Raw genomic sequence first — 20,488 nt, 5'->3', positions numbered from 1 at the left:
TAGAGTCGGATTGCACTCGTCCATTCTTGGAAGGAATCGAATCCCATGCTCGACCTCAACGACATCGCCATGTTCGTGCAGGTGGTGCGCCACGGCAGCTTCGCCGAAGCCGCCCGGCGCCTCGGGCTGCCGCCCAACACCGTGAGCCGGCGCATCCAGCAGCTCGAGGCGCAGCTGGGCACGCGGCTGATGCAGCGCTCGACACGCAAGCTGACGCTGACCAGCGCGGGCCAGGCTTTTCACGAGCGCTGCGCGGGCGCGGTCGATGGACTGGTCGAGGCCGGGCAGGAGCTGGTCACCGGCAGCCGCGAGCCCAGCGGCCTCGTGCGCGTGGCGGCGACCGCCGACTTCTTCGATTTCTTCCCGATGGAATGGGTGGCCGACTTCCTGGCCGCGAATCCGCTGGTGCGGGTCGACTTCGTGCTCAGCGACGCCAAGGCCGACCTGATCGCGGAGCAGATCGACGTCGCCTTCCGTGGCGGCGCGCAGCCCGATTCGGGCTACGTCGGCCGCAAGCTGCTGGGACCGCGCACCGACGGCCTGGTGGCGAGCCCCGCCTACATCGCCGCGCGCGGCGCCCCGGCCACGCTGCAGGACCTGGCGCAGCACGACTGCGTGACCGCGGCGCATCCCAGCGGCCGCGCGACCTGGCGGTTGGCCGGGCCGGACGGCGAGGAGGAAGTGCAGGTCACGGGCCGCTTCAGCGGCAACACCGCGCAGGCGCTGCGCCGGGCGGCCGTGGCCGGCCTGGGCATCGCGCTGCTGCCGCCCTCGATGGGCCGGCTCGACGTGGCAGCCGGCCGGCTGGTGCCGGTGCTGCCGCAGTACCAGCGCACGGGGCAGGGGCTGACCGTGCTGTACCCGAGCCGCAAGCACCTGCCGCTCGCGGTGTCGGCCTTCATCGCGATGGTGACGCAGAAGCTGAGCACGGAGGAAACGCTGCCCGAGGCCTTCCGCTCGTGGAAGACCTAGCTGCTACGGCCCATCGGTTTGCACGGAAAATGGCCCGATGAAAATCGCAAAAGACACCGTCGTCACCCTCAAGTACAAAGTCGCCGACGCCCAGGGCAAGCTGATCGAAGCCAGCCCCGAGCCCATGGCCTACCTGCACGGCGGCTACGAGAACACGCTGCCCAAGATCGAGGAAGCGCTCGACGGCCAGGAGAAGGGCTACCAGACCACCCTGAACCTCGCACCCGAGGACGCCTTCGGCCAGCGCGACGAGACGCTGGTGCGCAGCATTCCCAAGACCGACTTCCCGCCGGGCGTGAAGGTGGGCGGCCAGCTGCAGGGTCGCCTCGACGACGGCCGCGAGCACGTGTTCACCGTGATGAAGATCAAGGGCCCGGTCGTCATGCTCGACGGCAACCATCCGTGGGCCGGCAAGGCGCTGCGCTTCAGCCTGACCGTGACGGACGTGCGCGAGGCGCTGCCGGTGGAGATCGAGCATCGCCATGTGCACGGGGCGCACGGCCACCACCACTGACATCGGACGCGCTCGCTCGCGCGCCCCGCGTCAGGACTTGCCGCGGCCCTTCTTCCAGAACCGCGGCGCGCCCTCGATCTTTTCCAGCGCCTCCCGGCAGGCCGCCGCGCCCGCCGCATGCCGCGCGCTGAACCAGCCCACCGCGAACCAGGCATGCGCATCGTGCGCGGTGGCTTCACGGTACAGGGCCATCGCGACGACCTCGTCGTTGTATTCGCCCAGCGCGTCTTGCGCGGGACGCAGGCGCTTCAGATAACGCTCGGCGGCGCTCTTGTCGTCGCCCTTCTTCTCGTCTTTGGTCTCGAACAGCGGCGCCGCGAATTCGGCGAGGTAGCGCAGGCGCTTGAGGCGCTTGCGCACGCGGTGCTGGCTGTCGGTGTCCAGCGATTCGAAGCGGCCACCATCGCGCAAGGCCTGCTCGTGCAGGCGTTGCAGGCGCTTGCGCAGGAAGCGGCGGGCGTCGTCGGAGTCCAGCGGCGTGACGGGCGGCGCGCCCTCCGCGGCCGGTTCGGGCGCCGGGGCCTCGGTGGCGGTGAAGCCGATCAAGGCCACCAGCACCGACTGGAACGCGGGCGCACGCACGGCCTCGCCGGGCGAGGGCTGCGCGGCGTCCGTGCCAGCCGCCTCGCCGGCCAGCGGATCCACCTCGGGCGCCCCGGCCTCGCGCAGTTTCGGCTGCGCGATCTTCGCCACCTGCTCGCGGTCGCGCAGCGCGCCCAGTGCGCGGAAGCAGTCGACCAGCGCCGGCTCCCAGCCCGCGCGGTCGAAGGCGCCCGTGGGGTCGAGCCCCTCGAGTTCGCGCAGGGCCGTGCGCAGGCGGCGGATGCCGATGCGCAGTTGATGGACCTGTTCCTCGTCGTCGCTGCCCGCGGCCACTTCGGTGGCATTCGGCAGGATCTGCGCGAGGCAGTTCGCGACCACGGCGCGCTGGATCGCGCGGCCATCGGGCGCGCTCGCGAAGCGCGGCGGCTCGGCCTTGATGGCGGGCACCACGTCGAGCCCCGCGAGCAGTCGCGCGCCGCGCTCGGCCTTCGAGATGGTGCTGAACCACAGCCCGTGCTGCTGCGACCAGCGCTGCGCGAGCGCGACCAGGCCCGGCACGCTGCCGCGCTTGAGTTCGAGCTCGAGTTCGCAGACCGGCGATTCGCGCTGTTCGGGCGTGCCGGCATGCGCGACCACCTTGCCGACATCGAGCGCCAGTTCGGCGACGACACCGCCGGGTCCGGTGCTGCGCACGTCGCGCGTGAGCCGCACGATGTCGGTGGACTGGCGTTCGACCAGCGCCGCGGGCTGCCCATCCTCGCCCGCGAGCGCCTGCGCCAGCCGTTCGCCGACCGGCGTGCCCTGGTGGCGCTGCGGGTCGATGCCCGGCGAGGCGCCCGCGGTGCCGAGGTCGACGTTGTGCTCGAGCCGGTGCAGCGCGTTGTCGCCGGTGGCCTTCACCGTCTGCACCCAGCGCCGGCCCTCCTTGCGCAGCCGCAGCACGATGCCCTGCGCGGCCAGCCGCTCGTCGGCGGTGTCGAAATAGCGCGCCTGCAGCCGCGTGCGCACCACGGCACCGCGGCGCAGCGCGGCGTCGACGGCCTTCAGGCGGTCGGCGGGGATGTGGAACTTGAATTCGATTTCCATGAGCCAGCCATGATGCACGCTGCGCGACGCGGCGCCACCCATCGGCGCACGGTACGCGCGGGCATCGGGACGGGCCGTTGGGGGGCCGGAAGCGTCTTCTTGCAAATTGATGTGGACACCGTCCATTTTGTTTTGCATAATTTGTGGACGCTGTACACAACAACCAGTCCAGCGCCCCGAAGTCCCCTCTTTCGTTCCCATCTTTCGACGCACAGGAAACACCATGGCCACCAAGCAGATCTTCGTGAACCTCCCCGTCAAGGACCTCGACAAGTCCAAGGCCTTCTTCAACGCGCTGGGCTACAGCTTCAACCCGCAGTTCACTGACGCCAACGCCGCCTGCATGGTGGTGCAGGAAGGCAGCATCCACGCGATGCTGCTGGTCGAGCCCTTCTTCAAGACCTTCACCGACAAGGCGATCGCCGACACCCGCACCAGCACCGAAGTGCTGCTGTGCCTCTCGTGCGAGAGCCGCGCCGAGGTCGACGAACTGGTGGCCAAGGCGGTCGCCGCCGGCGGCACCACGCCGCGCGCGCCGCAGGACCTCGGCTTCATGTACGGCCATGGCTTCCAGGACCTCGACGGCCACCTCTGGGAACTCGTGTTCATGGACCCGAACGCGCAGATGCCGCAGCAATAAGGGCTGCAGGCGGTCCGGCGATGCCCATCGTTCCATCCGCGAGCCGCACTGTCGCGCGCACGCGCCCTTCCGATGGGCGCCGGCGCCCCGACATGGAAGGCAAGGACGCCGCGCCATCGACGGCGTCCGATCCCGAAAGGAAGGCCGACGTGCCCACCGCCACCGCCAGCAACAACCCCATCGTGCGGGTCAAGCCCCTGGGCTTCCCGTGGGAGACGGTCGACCCGTTCCTGTTCTGCGTCTACCACGACGACGCCTATCCGCGCGCCAACGCGCAGATGGGCCCCGAGGCCTCGCTCGCGGGCCGCGACATCGGCCAGGACTTCAGCCGCAAGGACGGCTGGAGCATGTACCACGGCGAGACCGTGCCGGGCTTTCCCTCGCACCCGCACCGCGGCTTCGAGACCGTGACCATCGTGCGCAAGGGCCTGATCGACCATTCCGACTCGCTGGGCGCCACCGCGCGCTTCGGCGGCGGCGACGTGCAGTGGCTCACGGCCGGCAAGGGCATCGTGCATTCGGAGATGTTCCCGCTGCTCGACGCCGGCGCGCCGAATCCGCTCGAGCTGTTCCAGATCTGGCTGAACCTGCCGGCCGCCAGCAAGATGGCCGAGCCCCATTTCACGATGTTCTGGTCGGAAGCGATCCCTCGCCTGGTGGTCGAGTCGCCGCGCGGCGGCCGCACCGAGATCGCGGTGATCGCGGGCCGGCTCGGCAACGCGGCCGAGGCCGGCGCGCCCGCGCCCATCGATCCGCTGGCGCCGCCGCCCGATTCCTGGGCCGCGCGCACCGAGGCCGACGTGGCGATCTGGACCCTGCGCATGACGCCCGGCGCCGACTGGACGCTGCCGGCCGCCAGCGGCGCAGGCACGCGGCGCATGCTGTACTTCTTCAAGGGTGCGCAGGCGCGCATCGCGGGCCGCGAGGTGCAGGGGCCGGCGGCCATCGAGTTGCATGCCGGCACCGCGGTCGAGATCGTCAACGGCGACGCCGACACGGCCGAGTTCCTGCTGCTGCAGGGCCGCCCAATCGCCGAGCCGGTGGTGCAGTACGGGCCCTTCGTGATGAACACGCAGGCCGAGATCAGCCAGACCCTGGCCGACTACCGCCGCACGCAGTTCGGCGGCTGGCCGTGGGACGACGGGGCGCCGGTGCATGGCCGCGACCCGGCGCGCTTCGCGCGGCATCCGGGCGGGCGCGAGGACAAGCCGGCCCCCTGAAGACTCAGAAGGTCTTGAGCATCTCGGCGCCCAGCGCTGTCATGCTCGGCACGAACTCGATCACCTCGGCGCGCGCCACCTCGCCCTGCACGAAGGGGTCGCGCGCCAGCACCGCCTCGAGCGCGGCGCGGTCGCCCGAGCGCGCGATGATCACGCCGCCGCGGCGCGGCACCTGGCGGCCCGAGGCGATGAACAGCCCGCTCTCGTAGTGCTTCCGCAGCCACACCATGTGCGCGTCGATCAGCGCGTCGACCTCCTCGAGAGGGCGGATGTAGGTGAGGGTCACGATGAACATGCGCGGGGCTTCCTGGGTGATGCGACGGGCCCGATGCTAGGGCCTTCGCATGACCGCCCGAAGCCACGCCGGGTAACCGGATGCAAATCCGCGACCGACGGTCGGCGCTCAGCCGATGCCCAGCACCACCGACGCCACCAGCCACACGTTGGCCGCGCTGATCACCGCGAACAGCAGCCAGGCCAGCGACTTCAGCACCGGCCCGTTCGCGAAGCCGCCCATCAGCGCGCGGTCGCTCGTGAAGCGGATCAGCGGCCACATCGCGAACGGCAGCTGGAAGCTCAGCACCACCTGGCTCAGCACCAGCATCCTGCCCACGCCGCCGTCGCCGAACCACCACACGCCGACGAAGGCCGGCACCAGCGCCAGCGCGCGCGTGATCAGGCGCCGCTGCCAGCACGGGATCTTCAGGTCGAGAAAGCCTTCCATGACGATCTGGCCCGCAATGGTGCCGGTGAAGGTCGAGCTCTGGCCCGAGGCCAGCAGCGCCACGCCGAACAGCGTGGCCGCCAGCGCGCTGCCCACCACCGGTTCGATCAGCCGGTAGGCGTCGTCGATCTCGGTCACCGCCGTGTGGCCGGTGCCATGGAAGGCGCTGGCCGCGAGCACCATGATGGCCGCGTTGACCAGCAGCGCGAGCGACAGCGAGACCACCGCGTCGAGCGTGCAGAAGCGCACCGCCTCGCGCCGCGCGGGCTCGGTCGGCGCCACCAGCCGGGTCTGCACGATCGACGAATGCAGGTAGAGGTTGTGCGGCATCACGGTCGCGCCCACGATGCCGATCGCGAGGTAGAGCGCGCCCGGCTGGTGCAGCCGCTCGAGCATCGGCACGAAGCCGACCGCCACGCCGAACCAGTCGGGCGGCGCCATCGCGAGCTCGACCACGAAGCAGGCCGCGATGGTGCCGACCAGGCCGAGCACGATCGCCTCCACGCGCCGGAAGCCGGCACCTTGCAGGCCCAGCACCAGCAGGGTGTCGAAGGCGGTGATGAGGATGCCCACCGGGATCGAGACGCCGAACAGCAGATGCAGCGCGAGCGCGCTGCCGAGCACCTCGGCGAGGTCGCAGGCCACGATGGCCAGCTCGGCGCCGAGCCAGAGGAAACGGTTGACGCGCGGCGAATAGCGCTCGCGGCAGGCGCGCGCCAGGTCCTTCTGCGCGATCAGCCCGAGCCGCACGCACAGGGTCTGCAGCAGCATCGCCGCGAGGCTCGCGAGCAGCACCACGAACAGCAGGCCGTAGCCGAAGCGCGAGCCGGCCTCGATGTCGGTGGCCCAGTTGCCCGGGTCCATGTAGCCCACCGACACCAGCAGCCCCGGGCCCGCGTAGCGCAGCAGCTTGCGGCCGAAGGACAGTTCCCGCGGCACCGCGACGCTGCCTTTCACCTCCGACGGACAGAAGGGCGCGGTGGCGGTGCGGGGCAGCGGAAAGAACATGCGCGCGATGATAGGGACAAGCCTCGGGCCTTGTCGCCCAGCGGACCGGCACGCCCGGGCGGAATCTCTTAGATTCAGAGGCTCGCGGCCGCACCGGCCCGTTCTTCCCTTCCCCAGGAGACCCTCGCCCATGATCCACGTCGTCGCCGTCATCACCGCCAAGCCCGGCCAGCGCGCCGCACTGCTCGCGGCCTTCGCCGAGAACCGCGCCGCGGTGCTGGCCGAGAAGGGCTGCATCGAATACGGCGCCACCATCGACGCGCAGGGCATCCCGCCCTCGAAGGCCAGCTTCGGCGCCGACACCTTCGTCGTGATCGAGAAGTGGGAGACGCTGGCCGACCTGCAGGCCCACGCGGTCGCGCCGCACATGAAGGCCCACGGCGAGAAGACCAAGGCACTGGTCGAGAGCAAGCTGATCCACGTGCTCGAGCCGGTCTGAGGCCGCGCGCCCGACGGGCGCTTCTCCTTCGCCGCCTACCCCTTTCCGTTGTATTCGTGCGCACGGGATGCTGCTACCTTCGTCGGCAGCCGTTCAACGATACAGAGAGGGGACCACGGACATGGCGATCTTCCGTTCGCAAGGCCCGCGCCGACGCGCGCGAGCCGCCGCGGTGCCCGCCGCGCTGGCCACGCTCGTGCTGCTGGCCAGCGGCTGCGCGCCGCTGATGGCACCGCCCTACGCGGCCGACTACGAGGCGCTCGACCGCCTCGAGGCCACGCGTCCCGGCATGGTGGCGGTGGCGCGCGCCCAGCCCACCGATCCCGAGGACAAGGTCAACAACGTGCGCATGCGCAGCACGCGCCTGGTCTCGCCCAACGGCAGCTTCGCGCTCTACCTCGAGGAGGCGATGCGGCGCGACCTGGCCGAGATCTCCATCCTCGACCCGAAGGCGCCCACGCGCATCGCGGCGCGCATCCTCGTCAACGAGCTCGACCTCGGCGTGCTCAACGGCGGCGGCCGCATGGAGGTCGAGATCGTGGTCACGCGCGCCGACACGCAACGGCTGCGCCGCACCTACCGCGCCGAGACCAAGTTCGAGTCGGGCTACGGCGGCGCGGTGGCCGTGCCGGCCGGCCAGGCCGAGTACCCGCGGCTGGTGCGCGCGCTGCTGCGCCAGGTCTATGCCGATGCGCAGTTCGTGGCGGCGATCCGGCCATGACGACAACCACAGGAGGCGCCGCCATGTCCCTGCTTTCCGCTTTCTCGCGCGCCACCGGCATCGCCGCCCTGGCCCTCGGCGCGCTGCTGCTCGCGGCCTGCACCCATCCGATCACCATGGTCACGGACCCGGCACCGCCGCGCTCGCTGCAGCACCTGGTGCAGAAGAAGGTGGCCTACGTGATGACCGACGCGCAGCGCGACACCCAGGTGGTCACGCCCGGCGGCAGCGGCAGCAAGGTCAGCTACTACCCGTACCGCGACCTCGAGAAGCCGGTGCGCGATGCGCTGCGCGCGGTGTACCGCGACGTGGTGGTGCTGCGCACCGCGAACGACGTGAAGGCCAACCAGGCGACCGGCATCGCGCTGGTGTTCACGCCGAGGATCACGACCGACTCGAGCTCCAGTTCGCTGCTCGCCTGGCCGCCGACCTCGTTCACCGCGGAGGTGCAGTGCACGGTCACCGATGCCGCGGGCGCCGAGGTCACGCGGGTGCGCGCGGTCGGCAACGGCACCGCCGAGTTCGACGAATACAAGAGCGATTTCGGCCTGGCCGCGCGCCGCGCCGCGGCACGCATGGCAGCGCAGCTCGCGAGCGAGATACGGCGCAACGAGAAGCTGCGCTGAACGTCGCGCGGCGCCCAAAAAAAACGCGCTCCGGGGAGCGCGTTTTTTCCTGGTGGCGTCGAAGGCTTACTTCGAGACGACCTTCACCATCTCGAGGCACTTGTTCGAGTAGCCCCATTCGTTGTCGTACCAGCTCACGAGCTTCACGAAGGTGCCGTCGAGCGCGATGCCGGCTTCGGCGTCGAAGATCGAGGTGCGCGGGTCGCCGCGGAAGTCGGTGGCCACCACCTTGTCTTCGGTGTAGCCCAGCACGCCCTTGAGCGCGCCTTCGCTCTGTGCCTTCATCTCGGCGCAGATTTCCTTGTACGTGGCTTCCTTCACCAGCTCGACCGTCAGGTCGACCACCGACACGTCGGAGGTCGGCACGCGGAAGCTCATGCCGGTGAGCTTCTTGTTGAGCTCGGGGATCACCACGCCCACGGCCTTGGCCGCGCCCGTCGACGACGGGATGATGTTTTCCAGGATGCCGCGGCCGCCGCGCCAGTCCTTGTTGCTCGGGCCGTCCACGGTCTTCTGCGTGGCGGTGGCGGCGTGCACGGTGGTCATCAGGCCGCGCTTGATGCCCCACTTGTCGTTGAGCACCTTGGCCAGCGGGGCCAGGCAGTTGGTGGTGCAGCTGGCGTTGCTGACGATGGCTTCGCCGGCGTACTTCTTGTCGTTCACGCCGTAGACGAACATCGGCGTGTCGTCCTTCGACGGCGCCGACAGGATCACCTTCTTGGCGCCCGCGTCGATGTGCTTCTGCGCCGTTTCCTTGGTGAGGAAGAGGCCGGTCGACTCGAGCACGACGTCGGCGCCGACTTCGTTCCACTTCAGGTTCGCGGGATCGCGCTCCTGCGTCAGGCGGATCTTCTTGCCGTTCACGATCAGCGTGTTGCCCTCGACCGTGACCTCGCCCTTGAAGCGGCCGTGCACCGAGTCGTACTGCAGCATGTAGGCCAGGTAGTCGGGCTCGAGCAGGTCGTTGATGGCGACGATTTCGATGTCGTTCTTGAAGTTCTGCACGGCCGCGCGCAGCACGTTGCGACCGATGCGGCCGAAGCCGTTGATACCGAGTTTGATAGCCATCTGACTTGCTCCTAAGGTTGAAAAACTTCTCTGATCTTGATCGGACGGAAGACGCTCTGCCTCAGTCGCGCAGCGCGGCCTCGACCGTGGCGGCGACGTTCTCGGCCGTGAAGCCGAAGTGCTTGAACAGCACCGGCGCGGGTGCCGATTCGCCATACGTGTCGATGCCGACGACGGCGGCGCAGCCGTACTTCCACCAGCCGCCGGTGCAGCCCATCTCGACCGCGATGCGCGGCAGCTTCTTCGGCAGCACGGCCTTCTTGTAGGCCAGGTCCTGGCGGTCGAAGGTGGTGGTCGAGGGCATCGACACCACGCGCACCGCGATCTTCTTCTCGGCCAGCAGCTTCTGCGCGGCCAGCGCGAGCTGCACTTCGGAGCCGGTGGCGATGATGACGGCAGCCGTCTTCTTGCTCTTGAGGCCGACCGCTTCCGGCTCGGCGAGCACGTAGGCGCCGCGGCTGATGTCGCCGAGTTCGCTCTTCGGTGCGTAGGCGATGTTCTGGCGGCTCAGCAGCAGCGCGGTCGGGCGCGACTGGTTCTGCAGCGCCACGGCCCAGGCCACGGCGGTCTCGGCCGTGTCGCCCGGACGCCAGACGTCGAGGTTCGGGATCAGGCGCAGCGAGGCGGCATGCTCGATCGACTGGTGCGTCGGGCCGTCTTCGCCCAGGCCGATGGAGTCGTGCGTGAACACGTGGATCACGCGCCGCTTCATCAGCGCGGCCATGCGGATCGCGTTGCGGCTGTAGTCGCTGAAGGTCAGGAAGGTACCGCCGTAGGGGATGTAGCCGCCATGCAGCGCCACGCCGTTCATGATCGCGGCCATGCCGAACTCGCGCACGCCGTAGTTGATGTGGCGGCCGATGGTGCCGTGCGGGACTTCGGCCGGCGCTGCCGGCTTGGCTTCGTCTTCGGCGGCGGGCTTGGCCTCGACCGCCGGCACGTTCAGCACCACGGCGCCGGTCTTCGGATCGAAACGCAGCGCGGCCGTGCTCTTGGTGTTGGTGAGGTTCGAGCCGGTCAGGTCGGCGCTGCCGCCGAGCATTTCGGGCAGCGCGGCGGTGAACGCTTCCAGCGCGAGCTGGCTGGCCTTGCGGCTGGCCACGGTCTCGGCCTTGGTGTGCGCGGCCACCACGGTGTCGAACGCGACCTGGTGGAATTCCTTGGGCAGCTCGCCCTTCATGCGGCGCGTGAACTCGCCGGCCAGCTCGGGATAGGCGACGGCGTAGGCGGCGAAGCGCTCGTTCCAGTCGGTCTCGACGCGGTGGCCTTCGTCCTTGTGGTTCCAGTCGGCATAGACCTCGGTCGGGATCTCGAAGGCCGGCGCGGTCCAGCCCAGGGCTTCGCGCGTGAGCTTGATCTCTTCGGCGCCGAGCGCCTCGCCGTGCGCCTTGGCGGTGCCGGCGCGGTTCGGGCTGCCCTTGCCGATGGTGGTCTTGCAGGCGATCAGCGTCGGGCGCGAGGTTTCCTTCTTCGCCTCGGCGATGGCCTTCGACACGGCCTGGGCGTCGTTGCCGTCGATCGGGCCGATGACGTTCCAGCCGTAGGCCTTGAAGCGCTGTTCCGTGTTGTCGATGAACCAGGGCTTGACCTGGCCGTCGATGCTGATGCCGTTGTCGTCGTACAGCGCGATCAGCTTGTTGAGGTGCCAGGCGCCGGCCAGGGCGCAGGCTTCGTGGCTGATGCCTTCCATCATGCAACCGTCGCCCAGGAAGGCGTAGGTGTGGTGGTCGACGATGTCGTGGCCCTGGCGGTTGAACTCGGCGGCCAGCAGCTTCTCGGCCAGCGCGAAGCCCACGGCATTGGTGATGCCCTGGCCCAGCGGGCCGGTGGTGGTTTCCACGCCGGGGGTCACGTCGACCTCGGGGTGGCCCGCGGTCTTGCTGTGCAGCTGGCGGAAGTTCTTGAGCTCGTCGATCGGCAGGTCGTAGCCGGTCAGGTGCAGCACCGCGTACAGCAGCATCGAGGCATGTCCGTTCGACAGCACGAAGCGGTCGCGGTCGAACCAGTGCGGGTTGGCGGGGTTGTAGCGCAGGTGCTCGCCCCACAGCGCGACGGCCATGTCGGCCATCCCCATCGGTGCGCCCGGATGTCCGGAGTTGGCTTGTTGAACGGCATCCATCGCCAACGCGCGGATCGCGTTGGCCATCAGGGCTTGGTTGGCCATGGGCAGGGAACTTTCGGGGGAGTTGGGTGGGTGGGACTCGGGAGAACCCGCGATTTTACCGGGCGAGCCCGAACCGGCACCGACAGCCTCTTTACACCCCTCTGCGCTTATTTTGCGCAGCCGGCCGGACCCGCGTTTTCCCGCATGGGCGATGTACTAAAGTCGCGGACATATGCACGGGCTGCACCTCACCGCCGACCTTCACGACTGCCAATGCGGCGCGCAGTGGCTCACCGACGGCGAGGCGCTCGGCGCCGTCTGCCTCAAGGCCGTGTCGGCCGCGGGGCTGCAGCCGGTGGGCAAGCTGGTCCACGGCTTCCCGGCCACCGCGCACGGCCCGGGCGGCGTCACCGCCACCGTGCTGCTGGCCGAATCGCACCTGTGCCTGCACACCTGGCCCGAGCAGCGCGCCGTCACGCTCGACGTCTACGTCTGCAACTTCGGCGGCGACCACTCGGCCAAGGCCCATGCGCTGATGGACTGCCTGGTCTCGCTGTTCCGCCCGCGCCACAGCGAACGCAACGAGCTGCAACGCGGGCGCGTGGCGGCCGGCGCTTGAGCGGGAACGCGACGGTGGCGGCCAAGGCCATGGTGCTCGCGGCCGGTCGCGGCGAGCGCATGCGGCCGCTGACCGACACCACCCCCAAGCCCCTGCTCGAGGTTCGCGGCAAGCCGCTGATGCAATGGCCGATGGAGGCGCTGGCGGCCGGCGGCTTCACCGAGCTGGTGTTCAACACCGCCTGGCTCGGCGACCGGATCTCCAGCCACTTCGGCCCGAAACCGTTGCTGGGTGGCCAGGTGCCGCTATCGATTTCATACTCCGACGAGGCCCGCGACTTCGGCGGCGCGCTCGAGACCGCGGGCGGCATCGTGCGCGCGCTGCCGCTGTTGGGCGATCCGTTCTGGGTCGCGGCGGGCGACGTGTTCGCGCCCGGCTTCGTCTTCACCCAGGCCGCGGTCGAGCGCTTCGTGGCGGGCGGCAAGCTCGCGCACCTGTGGCTGGTGCCCAATCCCGCGCACAACCCGAAGGGCGACTTCGGCCTCTCGGCCGAGGGCCTCGCGCTCAACACGCAAGACGGCCCGCGCCACACCTTCTCGACCATCGGCCTGTACCGCGCCGCGCTGTTCGCGCCGCCGTACTGCGCCATCCCTGGCGGCAACCCCGGCGGCGTCAAAGCCCCGCTGGCGCCGATCCTGCGTGCCGCGATGGACAATGGCCTGGTGAGCGCCGAGCTCTACACCGGCCCCTGGACCGACGTGGGAACGCCCGAGCGCCTCGCCGAACTCAACCGGCCTTCGTAGCCAGCCCGTCTCACAGGAAGTCTCCACGCGATGACCACCACCGACACCAAGAAGATCTACGCCGAGCGCCGCGCTCGCCTCGCCTCGCAACTGGGCAAGGACGGCATCGCGATCATCCCGACCGCGCCCGAACGCCAGCGCAACCGCGACAGCGACTTCCTGTTCCGCCACGACAGCTACTTCTACTACCTGACCGGCTTCACCGAGCCCAATGCCTGGCTGGTGCTCGGCGGCGACGGCCGCGCCACGCTGTTCTGCGCGCCCAAGGACCTGGAGCGCGAGATCTGGGACGGCTACCGGCTCGGCCCCGACGCCGCGCCCGAGGCGCTCGGCCTCGACGAGGCCTTCTCGGTCACCGAGCTCGATGCGAAGCTGCCCAAGCTGCTCGAGAACCGCTCGGTCGTCTGGTATCCGTTCGCCACCCACAAGGGCCTCGAGACCCGCGTCGACGGCTGGCTGCAGTCGGTGCGCGCGCGCGTGCGCTACGGCGCGCTGTGCCCCGAGGAGCAGCGCGACCTGTGCGGCCCGCTCGACGAGATGCGCCTCGTGAAGGACGCGCACGAGCAGGACATCATGCGCCGCGCCGCCCAGATCAGCGCCCGCGCCCACATCCGCGCGATGCAGCTGTCGGCGCGCATGCTGCGCGAGGGCAAGGACGTGCGCGAGTACCACCTCGACGCCGAGCTGCTGCACGAGTTCCGCCTCGGCGGCTCGCAGTACCCGGCCTACGGTTCCATCGTCGCGGCCGGAGCCAACGCCTGCGTGTTGCATTACCGCGCCGATGCCGCGCCCGTGCGCGACGGCGAGCTGGTGCTGATCGACGCCGGCTGCGAGCTCGACGGCTACGCCAGCGACATCACGCGCACCTTTCCGGCCAACGGCAGGTTCACCGGCCCGCAGCGGGCGCTGTACGACCTCGTGCTCGCGAGCCAGGACGCCTCGGCCGCCGCCACCAAGGCCGGCAACCGCTTCAACGACCCGCACGACGCCGCCGTGCGCGTGCTCGCGCAGGGCATGCTCGACCTGGGCCTGCTCGACGCCAACAAGGTCGGTGGCCTCGACGACGTGATCGACAGCCGCGCCTACTTCCAGTTCTACATGCACCGCACCGGCCACTGGCTCGGCATGGACGTGCACGACTGCGGCAGCTACGTCGAGCCCACGCAGGTCGGCGAGGTCAGCGAACGCAAGGATCCGCTGTCGAACGAACTCATCAAGAACCGCCCGAGCCGCATCCTGCAGCCCGGCATGGTGCTCACGCTCGAACCCGGCATCTACGTGCGCCCCGCCGACGGCGTGCCCGAGCAGTTCCACAACATCGGCATCCGCACCGAAGACGACGCCATCGTCACGGCCACCGGCTGCGAGCTCATTTCGCGCGGCGTGCCGGTGAAGGCGGACGAGATCGAGGCGCTGATGCGGGCCTGAGCGCCGCGCGCTGCGGGGCCTGCGGCGCATGCCGCGCCTGCAGGAAGTCGATGAACACCCGCAGCTTGCGCGGCATCTGCGCGCGGCTCGGGTAGTAGAGATAGAAGCCCGGGAAGGTCGGCCACCACGGCTCGAGCAGCGGCACCAGCCGGCCGCTGTCGAAGTCCTCGCGCACCGTGCCCTCGAAGGCCACCGCGATGCCCGCGCCGGCGCGCGCGGCCGCCAGCAGCACCTCGCTGTCGTTGGCGATCACCGGCCCCGCCACCTCCACGTCGAGCTCGCGGCCGTCCTGCGCGTACTCCCAGCGGTAGAGACCGCCGGTCGTGAGCCGGAAGTTGAGGCAGCGGTGCTCGCGCAGGTCCTCGGGCGTGCGCGGCGGCGTCCGTCCCTCCAGGTAACGCGGCGCGGCGAAGCTCACCATGCGCTGCGGCCCCGCGATCGACAGCGCCACCACGTCCTGCGCCAGGCTCTCGCCGAGCCGGATGCCCGCATCGAAGCCGCCCTCGACCAGGTCGACCATGCGGTTGTCGCAGACCAGCTCGAGCACGATGTCTGGATAGGCCGCGGCGAAATCGCCGAAGTGCGGATAGAGCAGCAGCTCGGCCGAGACCCGCGCCACGTTCAGGCGCAGCAGCCCCGCCGGCTTGTCGCGTGCCTCGTCGATGCCTTCCACTGCCTGTGCCAGCGCCGCGAGCGCCGGCCGCACGCCCTCGAGGAACTGCCGGCCCAGCTCGGTCGCGCCGACGCTGCGCGTGCTGCGGTCGAGCAACCGCACGCCGAGCTTGGCCTCGAGCGTGCGCACGGTCTGCGACAGCGCCGAGGGCGAGACGCCGAGTTCCTCGGCCGCGCGCGTGAAGCTGGCGTGATGGGCCACGCGGGCGAAGGCGGCGATGGCGGGGAGAAGGTCGGGGGACATGTGGGCATTATGAAGAGAGGCTTCACAAAGCATCAAGCACAGCGGTATTTTTCCAATGCAATGGTGGAACGACATTCGAGTCCATGGCGCTCGCGCACCGCGGCGCCTTCCCCCCTCGAAAGGACATCCCCATGCAACTCGACGACTACCTCACTCTCGGCCGCTCGGGCCTGCGCGTCAGCCCGATCTCGCTCGGCACCATGACCTTCGGCAGCGACTGGGGCTGGGGTGCCGACGCCGGCGAATCGCGCCGCATGTTCGACGCCTACCTCGAACGCGGCGGCAACTTCGTCGACACCGCCAACTTCTATACCAACGGCAGCTCGGAGCGGCTGCTGGGCCAGTTCCTCGCCGACCGGCGCGAGTCGGTGGTGCTGGCCACCAAGTACACGCTCAACATGCAGCCCGGCAATCCCAACGCGGGCGGCAACCACCGGCGCAACATGGTGCGCTCGGTCGAGGCCAGCCTGAAGCGCCTGGGCACCGACTACATCGACCTGCTGTACCTGCACATCTGGGACGGCCTGACGCCCTTCGACGAAGTGATGCGCGCCTTCGACGACCTCGTGCGCGCGGGCAAGGTGCTCTACGCGGGCATCTCCGATACGCCCGCCTGGCAGGTCGCGCGCATGCAGACCCTGGCCGAACTGCGCGGCTGGGCGCCGCTGGTGGCACTGCAGATCGAGTACAGCCTGATCGAGCGCACCGTGGAGCGCGAGCTGCTGCCGATGGCGCGCGAGCTCGGCCTCGGCGTGATGGCCTGGTCGCCGCTGGGCAGTGGCGTGCTGACCGGCAAGTACAGCCGCGCCGACCTCGACCACGCCAAGGGCCTCGACCCGCGCGTGACCGGCACGCGCAAGGACGTGGCCGTGGGCAACGGCGCGCTCTCGGAACGCGCCCTCGCCATCGCCGACGTGGTGGCACAGATCGCGAAGGAGCAGGACCGCTCGAGCGCGCAGATCGCGCTGGCCTGGCTGCTGCACCGGCGCGGGCCGACGGTGATGCCGATCATCGGCGCGCGCACCTTCGCGCAGTTCGAGGACAACCTCGGAGCGCTCGAGATCGAACTCGATGCACAGGCGCTGCGACGGCTTGATGCGGCGAGCGCGATCGCACTGGGGTTTCCGCACGACTTCATGGCGCTGCCGATGACGCAGGGGGTGCTGCATGGCGGCACCTCGACGCGCCGCGGGGAGTGAGAGAGGCTCAGTCGCCCAGCGCGGCCAACACCAGGCACCCGAGCCCCGCCAGCACCGCGATCGCCGCCGCCGCCGACGCCACCCAGTGGAAGCGGCGCGGCGCATAGCTCAACAGCCCCACCACCGTCTGCGCGGCCGCCGTGAGCGCGCCGAACCAGAGCACCCAGCCGATCGAATGGCCGGCGGCGCGCAGGCTGGCGACGAGCGACAGGCACAGCGCCACGCTGCCGCCGAGCTGCAGCCAGCGGCGCCACGGGCCGGGCGTGCTGCCGCGGCCGAAGACGTCCTCGCTGTGGCGGTCCATTGCGAGGCCCAGCGCGCAGAAGCCCGCGAGCGAAGCGGCGAACACCGTCGCGATCAGCAAGGCGTTCATCACGATCCCTGGCCCGAGGTGGCGAGCGAAGGCGATTCCACCGCGCCATCGGCCGGGCCGGCCTTCGCGGTTTTTTTCGCCGAAACGCTCAGGGCCTTGCGCCGCTTGCGTTCCACCATCCAGGCCGCGCCCGCGAGCCCCAGGCCCAGCGCGATCGACACCAGGTCGAAGCCGGCGACGGCGCTCGGGCCCGAACGCAGGCTGACCGTGAGCGGCGCCGGCCCGGTGAAGGCGTTGAGCACCGGCAGCAGCGCGAACAGCAGCGCGCCCGCGGCGAGCTGCGCCTGCCACATGCGCAGCGTGGGCCGCGCGAGACCCAGCAGCGCGGCCGCGCCCCAGACCGCGAAGAACCAGCCGATCTCGGCCGCGCCGCGGTCGGCCGTGTCGAACGGCACCAGCCGATTGGCCCAGAAGAAGGCGGCCATCGCGAGCGGCAGGCCCGCGATCGCGCCGAGGTTGAGCCCGTCGACCAGCCGCAGGCCGAAGCTCACGCGGCCGCCCTGCTTGAGCCGCTTCGCGAACTTCTGGCGCTCCTTCACGGCCCACAGCAGGAGGCCGGTGGCGACCATCAGGCAACCCGCGAGGCCCGAGATGAAGAACAGCGCACGCAGCAGCGGATCGCCGAAGCGGCCGATGTGCAGGCCGTAGAGCACGCTGCGCGTCTCGACGGCGGGCCGCATGCTGTCGCCGTAGGCACCGACCAGGGCGCCGGTCACGCCGTTGAAGACCATCGACGGTTGCTCGGACCCCAGTTGCGGCCCTTCGGCGCGGCGCACGATGACCGTCGCATTGGCATCGTTCGGCGAGTTGACCGTGAGGCGGCCGACCGGCGCGCCGCCCCAGTGCGCGGAAGCCTGCGCGAGCATCGGTGCGACCGGTGCCATCGGCGCCTTCTGGCCCGCGGCCTTGAACTGCTCGCGCACGCCGCCCGCGAAGGCCTCGGAGAAGAAGGTCTGCGTGCCGCCGCTGTCCTTGTAGGCCGCCTGCGGGCCCCAGGGCATGTACATGAACATCAGCGTGACCAGGCCCGTGTACGTGATCATCGCGTGATAGGGCAGTGCCAGCACCGCGGTCGCGTTGTGCGCGTCGAGCCAGGAGCGCTGGCCCTTCTTCGGCCGGAAGGTGAAGAAGTCCTTGAAGATGCGCTTGTGCGTGACGATGCCGCTGAGGATCGCCACCAGCATGAACATCGCGCAGAAGCCGACGATCCAGCGGCCCCAGATCGCGGGCATGTAGTGCAGGTCGAAGTGCAGGCGGTAGAAGAACTCGCCGCCGCGCGTCTCGCGCACCGCCGCCGAGGGCTGGCCGCTGGCCGCGTCGAGCACCGCGCGGCCGAAGCGGTCGCGCCGGTCGCGCGGCGGCGAGCCGGCCGGCGGCGCGGGCCGGGTCCAGAACAGGCTGGTCGAGGGTTCGCGCTCGGTGGGCAGCGTGATGAACCAGCGCGGCGAATCGGCCGCATGCTGCTGCAGATAGGCGTAGGCACCCTCGGTGGCCTGCGCCTGCGGCACCGGCGCGCGCGAGAGCCCGTGTAGCTCGGGCTTCATCCAGAGCGTGATCTCGTCCTTGAAGTACGAGGCCGTGCCGGCCGCGAACACCATGAACAGCACCCAGCCGACCAGGAGGCCCGACCAGGTGTGCAGCCAGGCCATCGACTGGCGGAAGCCTTCCTTCATGCGCCCGCTCCCGGCGTCGGCAACACGAGCAGCAGCGCGCCCAGCGGCGCCGCGGCGATGACCAGGCCGATCCAGGCACGCCATGCGCTGCGCGCCGCGAACACCCACATCACCGCGACCGCGAACACGAGGAAGGAGGCCAGCGTGCCGGTCATCGCGGCTTCGCTTCGTGCCATGCCGAAGGCGGCGGGCAGGCACAGCGCGAGCGCGGCGGCGGAGAGCGCGGCCACGCCGTAGCCGCCGGCGATGGCGGCGACGGCGCGCGAGGCCACGCCGAGGCGGTAGCGCAGGCCGGCGCTCACGCCGCGCGCCGGACGGCGTGCGAAGTCGTTCGGGAAGTCATGGAAAAAGGGGAAAGGCCAAGGCCTGGAGAATGAGAATAATACTCATCTGGCACGATTTCCCCAAGGAAACACCCTGCTATCTCGACCCGGGCGCAGGGCGATAGCGGGCGTTCCCGCCGCTCACTTCGCCTGCAGCAGCGCCCCCGCCTCCAGCAACACCAGCTCGTTGTCGTCGGCCTTGTTCGGCTCGCGGCTGCTCGAGAAGGGCAGGTTGTTGTCGTTGCCGACGACGATGTGGGTGGCATCCACCACGTCGACGTTCTCGATGGTGAAGAACGGGAACTTGAGCACGCCGTCGTTGAGCGGCTTGCGCGCGAGCTTGTCGGGGTCGGCGATGTTCAGCAGGTCGATGTAGCCGATCTTGCGCACCGGGCCGCCGACGTTGGCGTCGCCGAGCTCGACCTTGTAGACGCGCTTGAACTTCGCGATGTCGTGGAAGCAGTCGTTGCGCTTCTGGCCTTCGGGGCAGGCCTTGTCGCTGGTGCCTTCGCCGTTGTCGCGCTCGATGATCAGGCCCGTGGTGCCGTCGATCATGTTGAAGTCGCCGATGGCGTTGCCGTTGGCCTCGAGCACGTACTTCCAGTGGCGGCCGGTCCACTTCTCGCCCGCCACGTCGAACTCGAGCACGCGCAGCGCTTCCTTGCCCTCGACCTTCTCGAAGTCCTTGGCCTCGGCGTTCCACACCGGGCCTTCGAGCAGCGCGTAGAGCTTGCTGCCGTCCTTCGAGGCGGCCATGCTCTCGAAGCCCTTGGAGCGCTTGATCTGGAATTCGACCGCGCCGCCGGGCACGCCGGGCGTGGTCACGGCGGGGTTGTCGGGCGAGCGCACGACCTTGCCGTCGACCTGGGTGTCGAACACGGCGAGCACCTTGCCCTTGAGGTCGGCCTTGATCAGGTAGGGCCCGAACTCCTCGCCGATCCACAGCGCGCCGCCGGCGAACTGGAAGCTCTCGGGATCGAAGTCGGAGCCGGTCAGGTAGCGCTGCTTGCTGCCCTCGTGGACGATGCGGAACGGCACCTTCTTGTCGGGGTCGTGCAGGAACACGGTGGCCAGGCGCTGGAACTTGCCGCTCTTGAAGTCGACCTTGTAGTGGTTGAGGTAGAGCATGAAGTCGGGCGAGTTGGCCTTCGCGCCGGCACCGTTGTCGGTGAGGATCCAGAAGCTGCCGTCGTCCATCTTCTTGATGCCCGAGTGGCCCTGCAGCGGCTGGCCCTTGAAGGGCAGCGACACGCCGGTGCCGCGGCCGCCCGAGAGGCCCTCGACGCTGCCGATGGCTTCCACGCGCTTCGGCGTGGTGAACTTGCCGCTGACCTGCAGGTCGGCCGGTGCGTCCTTGGGCGCGGCGACGAAGCTCTGCGCGGGCAGCACGGCATGGCCGGCGAGGGTGGCGGGGAAGGCGGTCTGGGCCGAGGCACCGGTGGCGGCGAACGCAGCGGCGGCGGCCAGGGCGAGGAGGGAAAGGCGCGTCTTCTTCATGGAGGTCGGGAGTCCGAGTCGAAAACGCGAGACCTTGCCGACCACGCGTGAC

At 69.9% G+C, this 20,488-nt stretch carries 21 protein-coding genes; 11 read left to right on the top strand and 10 right to left on the bottom strand.

Going from position 1 to position 20,488, the window contains the following annotated elements:
• Positions 1-45 precede the first annotated feature (45 nt).
• Positions 46-972, top strand: coding sequence for a LysR family transcriptional regulator (locus tag KV106_RS08165; RefSeq protein ID WP_261208840.1), 927 nt, complete (start codon positions 46-48; stop codon positions 970-972).
• A gap of 37 nt (positions 973-1,009) precedes the next feature.
• Positions 1,010-1,486 carry an FKBP-type peptidyl-prolyl cis-trans isomerase gene (locus KV106_RS08160; RefSeq protein WP_057593250.1) on the top strand — a complete coding sequence of 159 codons (477 nt, stop codon included), beginning with the start codon at positions 1,010-1,012 and terminating at the stop codon, positions 1,484-1,486.
• Between the two features lie 30 nt (positions 1,487-1,516).
• On the opposite strand, the gene KV106_RS08155 is transcribed toward KV106_RS08160, so the two are convergent.
• A complete protein-coding gene (locus KV106_RS08155; RefSeq protein ID WP_261208837.1) occupies positions 1,517-3,115 on the bottom strand; it encodes a CYTH and CHAD domain-containing protein in 1,599 nt (532 codons plus the stop codon).
• A gap of 223 nt (positions 3,116-3,338) precedes the next feature.
• On the opposite strand from KV106_RS08155, the gene KV106_RS08150 reads away from it, so the two are divergent.
• Together KV106_RS08150 and KV106_RS08145 are read left to right on the top strand one after the other, a co-directional pair.
• Positions 3,339-3,755 carry a VOC family protein gene (locus KV106_RS08150; protein WP_057593252.1) on the top strand — a complete coding sequence of 139 codons (417 nt, stop codon included), beginning with the start codon at positions 3,339-3,341 and terminating at the stop codon, positions 3,753-3,755.
• 20 nt (positions 3,756-3,775) lie between these two features.
• Entirely contained in the window at positions 3,776-4,975 is a 1,200-nt protein-coding gene (locus KV106_RS08145; RefSeq protein WP_261208836.1) for a pirin family protein, read from the top strand.
• Between the two features lie 4 nt (positions 4,976-4,979).
• On the opposite strand, the gene KV106_RS08140 is transcribed toward KV106_RS08145, so the two are convergent.
• Both KV106_RS08140 and KV106_RS08135 read right to left on the bottom strand, forming a co-directional pair.
• The gene (locus KV106_RS08140) at positions 4,980-5,270 is read right to left on the bottom strand and encodes a YciI family protein (protein ID WP_057593253.1); all 291 of its coding nucleotides are present in this window, start codon (positions 5,268-5,270) and stop codon (positions 4,980-4,982) included.
• Positions 5,271-5,378: 108 nt separating this feature from the next.
• Positions 5,379-6,707: an Nramp family divalent metal transporter gene (locus KV106_RS08135; RefSeq protein WP_261208833.1), complete on the bottom strand. Its 1,329-nt coding sequence runs from the start codon at positions 6,705-6,707 to the stop codon at positions 5,379-5,381.
• 130 nt (positions 6,708-6,837) lie between these two features.
• On the opposite strand from KV106_RS08135, the gene KV106_RS08130 reads away from it, so the two are divergent.
• The 3 genes from KV106_RS08130 (at position 6,838) to KV106_RS08120 (ending at position 8,493) form a co-directional block, all read left to right on the top strand.
• A complete protein-coding gene (locus KV106_RS08130) occupies positions 6,838-7,146 on the top strand; it encodes a putative quinol monooxygenase (RefSeq protein WP_057593255.1) in 309 nt (102 codons plus the stop codon).
• A 121-nt stretch (positions 7,147-7,267) separates the two neighbouring features.
• Positions 7,268-7,867 carry a hypothetical protein gene (locus tag KV106_RS08125; protein ID WP_261208830.1) on the top strand — a complete coding sequence of 200 codons (600 nt, stop codon included), beginning with the start codon at positions 7,268-7,270 and terminating at the stop codon, positions 7,865-7,867.
• Positions 7,868-7,890: 23 nt separating this feature from the next.
• Positions 7,891-8,493, top strand: coding sequence for a hypothetical protein (locus KV106_RS08120; protein WP_261208828.1), 603 nt, complete (start codon positions 7,891-7,893; stop codon positions 8,491-8,493).
• Positions 8,494-8,559: 66 nt separating this feature from the next.
• On the opposite strand, the gene gap is transcribed toward KV106_RS08120, so the two are convergent.
• Both gap and KV106_RS08110 read right to left on the bottom strand, forming a co-directional pair.
• Positions 8,560-9,561 carry a type I glyceraldehyde-3-phosphate dehydrogenase gene (gene gap, locus KV106_RS08115; RefSeq protein ID WP_203203438.1) on the bottom strand — a complete coding sequence of 334 codons (1,002 nt, stop codon included), beginning with the start codon at positions 9,559-9,561 and terminating at the stop codon, positions 8,560-8,562.
• Positions 9,562-9,622: 61 nt separating this feature from the next.
• The gene (locus KV106_RS08110) at positions 9,623-11,725 is read right to left on the bottom strand and encodes a transketolase family protein (protein ID WP_261208827.1); all 2,103 of its coding nucleotides are present in this window, start codon (positions 11,723-11,725) and stop codon (positions 9,623-9,625) included.
• Between the two features lie 172 nt (positions 11,726-11,897).
• Between KV106_RS08110 and speD the strand changes: the two genes are divergently transcribed.
• The 3 genes from speD to KV106_RS08095 are packed head-to-tail and all read left to right on the top strand — an operon-like array spanning position 11,898 to position 14,455.
• Entirely contained in the window at positions 11,898-12,284 is a 387-nt protein-coding gene (gene speD / locus KV106_RS08105; protein WP_057593259.1) for an adenosylmethionine decarboxylase, read from the top strand.
• A 29-nt stretch (positions 12,285-12,313) separates the two neighbouring features.
• Positions 12,314-13,027: a nucleotidyltransferase family protein gene (locus KV106_RS08100; RefSeq protein ID WP_261209526.1), complete on the top strand. Its 714-nt coding sequence runs from the start codon at positions 12,314-12,316 to the stop codon at positions 13,025-13,027.
• A 30-nt stretch (positions 13,028-13,057) separates the two neighbouring features.
• Entirely contained in the window at positions 13,058-14,455 is a 1,398-nt protein-coding gene (locus KV106_RS08095; protein WP_057593260.1) for an aminopeptidase P N-terminal domain-containing protein, read from the top strand.
• On the opposite strand, the gene KV106_RS08090 is transcribed toward KV106_RS08095, so the two are convergent.
• Positions 14,397-15,371, bottom strand: a complete 975-nt coding sequence (locus tag KV106_RS08090; RefSeq protein WP_261208825.1) for a LysR family transcriptional regulator — start codon at positions 15,369-15,371, stop codon at positions 14,397-14,399. The genes KV106_RS08095 and KV106_RS08090 overlap by 59 nt on opposite strands.
• A 131-nt stretch (positions 15,372-15,502) precedes the next feature.
• Between KV106_RS08090 and KV106_RS08085 the strand changes: the two genes are divergently transcribed.
• The gene (locus KV106_RS08085; protein ID WP_261208823.1) at positions 15,503-16,570 is read left to right on the top strand and encodes an aldo/keto reductase; all 1,068 of its coding nucleotides are present in this window, start codon (positions 15,503-15,505) and stop codon (positions 16,568-16,570) included.
• Positions 16,571-16,577: 7 nt separating this feature from the next.
• Here KV106_RS08085 and KV106_RS08080 read toward each other — a convergent pair whose 3' ends face one another.
• From KV106_RS08080 to KV106_RS08065, 4 genes are all read right to left on the bottom strand, one after another.
• Positions 16,578-16,943, bottom strand: coding sequence for a DUF3325 domain-containing protein (locus KV106_RS08080; RefSeq protein WP_057593263.1), 366 nt, complete (start codon positions 16,941-16,943; stop codon positions 16,578-16,580).
• Positions 16,943-18,616 (bottom strand): PepSY-associated TM helix domain-containing protein, encoded by a 1,674-nt coding sequence (locus tag KV106_RS08075; protein ID WP_261208822.1) that lies wholly within the window; start codon positions 18,614-18,616, stop codon positions 16,943-16,945. Before KV106_RS08075 ends, KV106_RS08080 begins: the two co-directional genes overlap by 1 nt.
• Positions 18,613-18,918: a DUF3649 domain-containing protein gene (locus KV106_RS08070; protein ID WP_261208821.1), complete on the bottom strand. Its 306-nt coding sequence runs from the start codon at positions 18,916-18,918 to the stop codon at positions 18,613-18,615. Before KV106_RS08070 ends, KV106_RS08075 begins: the two co-directional genes overlap by 4 nt.
• A gap of 162 nt (positions 18,919-19,080) precedes the next feature.
• Entirely contained in the window at positions 19,081-20,436 is a 1,356-nt protein-coding gene (locus tag KV106_RS08065; protein WP_261208819.1) for an esterase-like activity of phytase family protein, read from the bottom strand.
• Positions 20,437-20,488 lie beyond the last annotated feature (52 nt).

The organism is Variovorax endophyticus (assembly GCF_025376855.1).
GTDB lineage: Bacteria > Pseudomonadota > Gammaproteobacteria > Burkholderiales > Burkholderiaceae_C > Variovorax.
The sequence above is the reverse complement of the archived record's forward strand: the minus strand, read 5'-3'. Positions and strand labels throughout refer to the sequence as shown.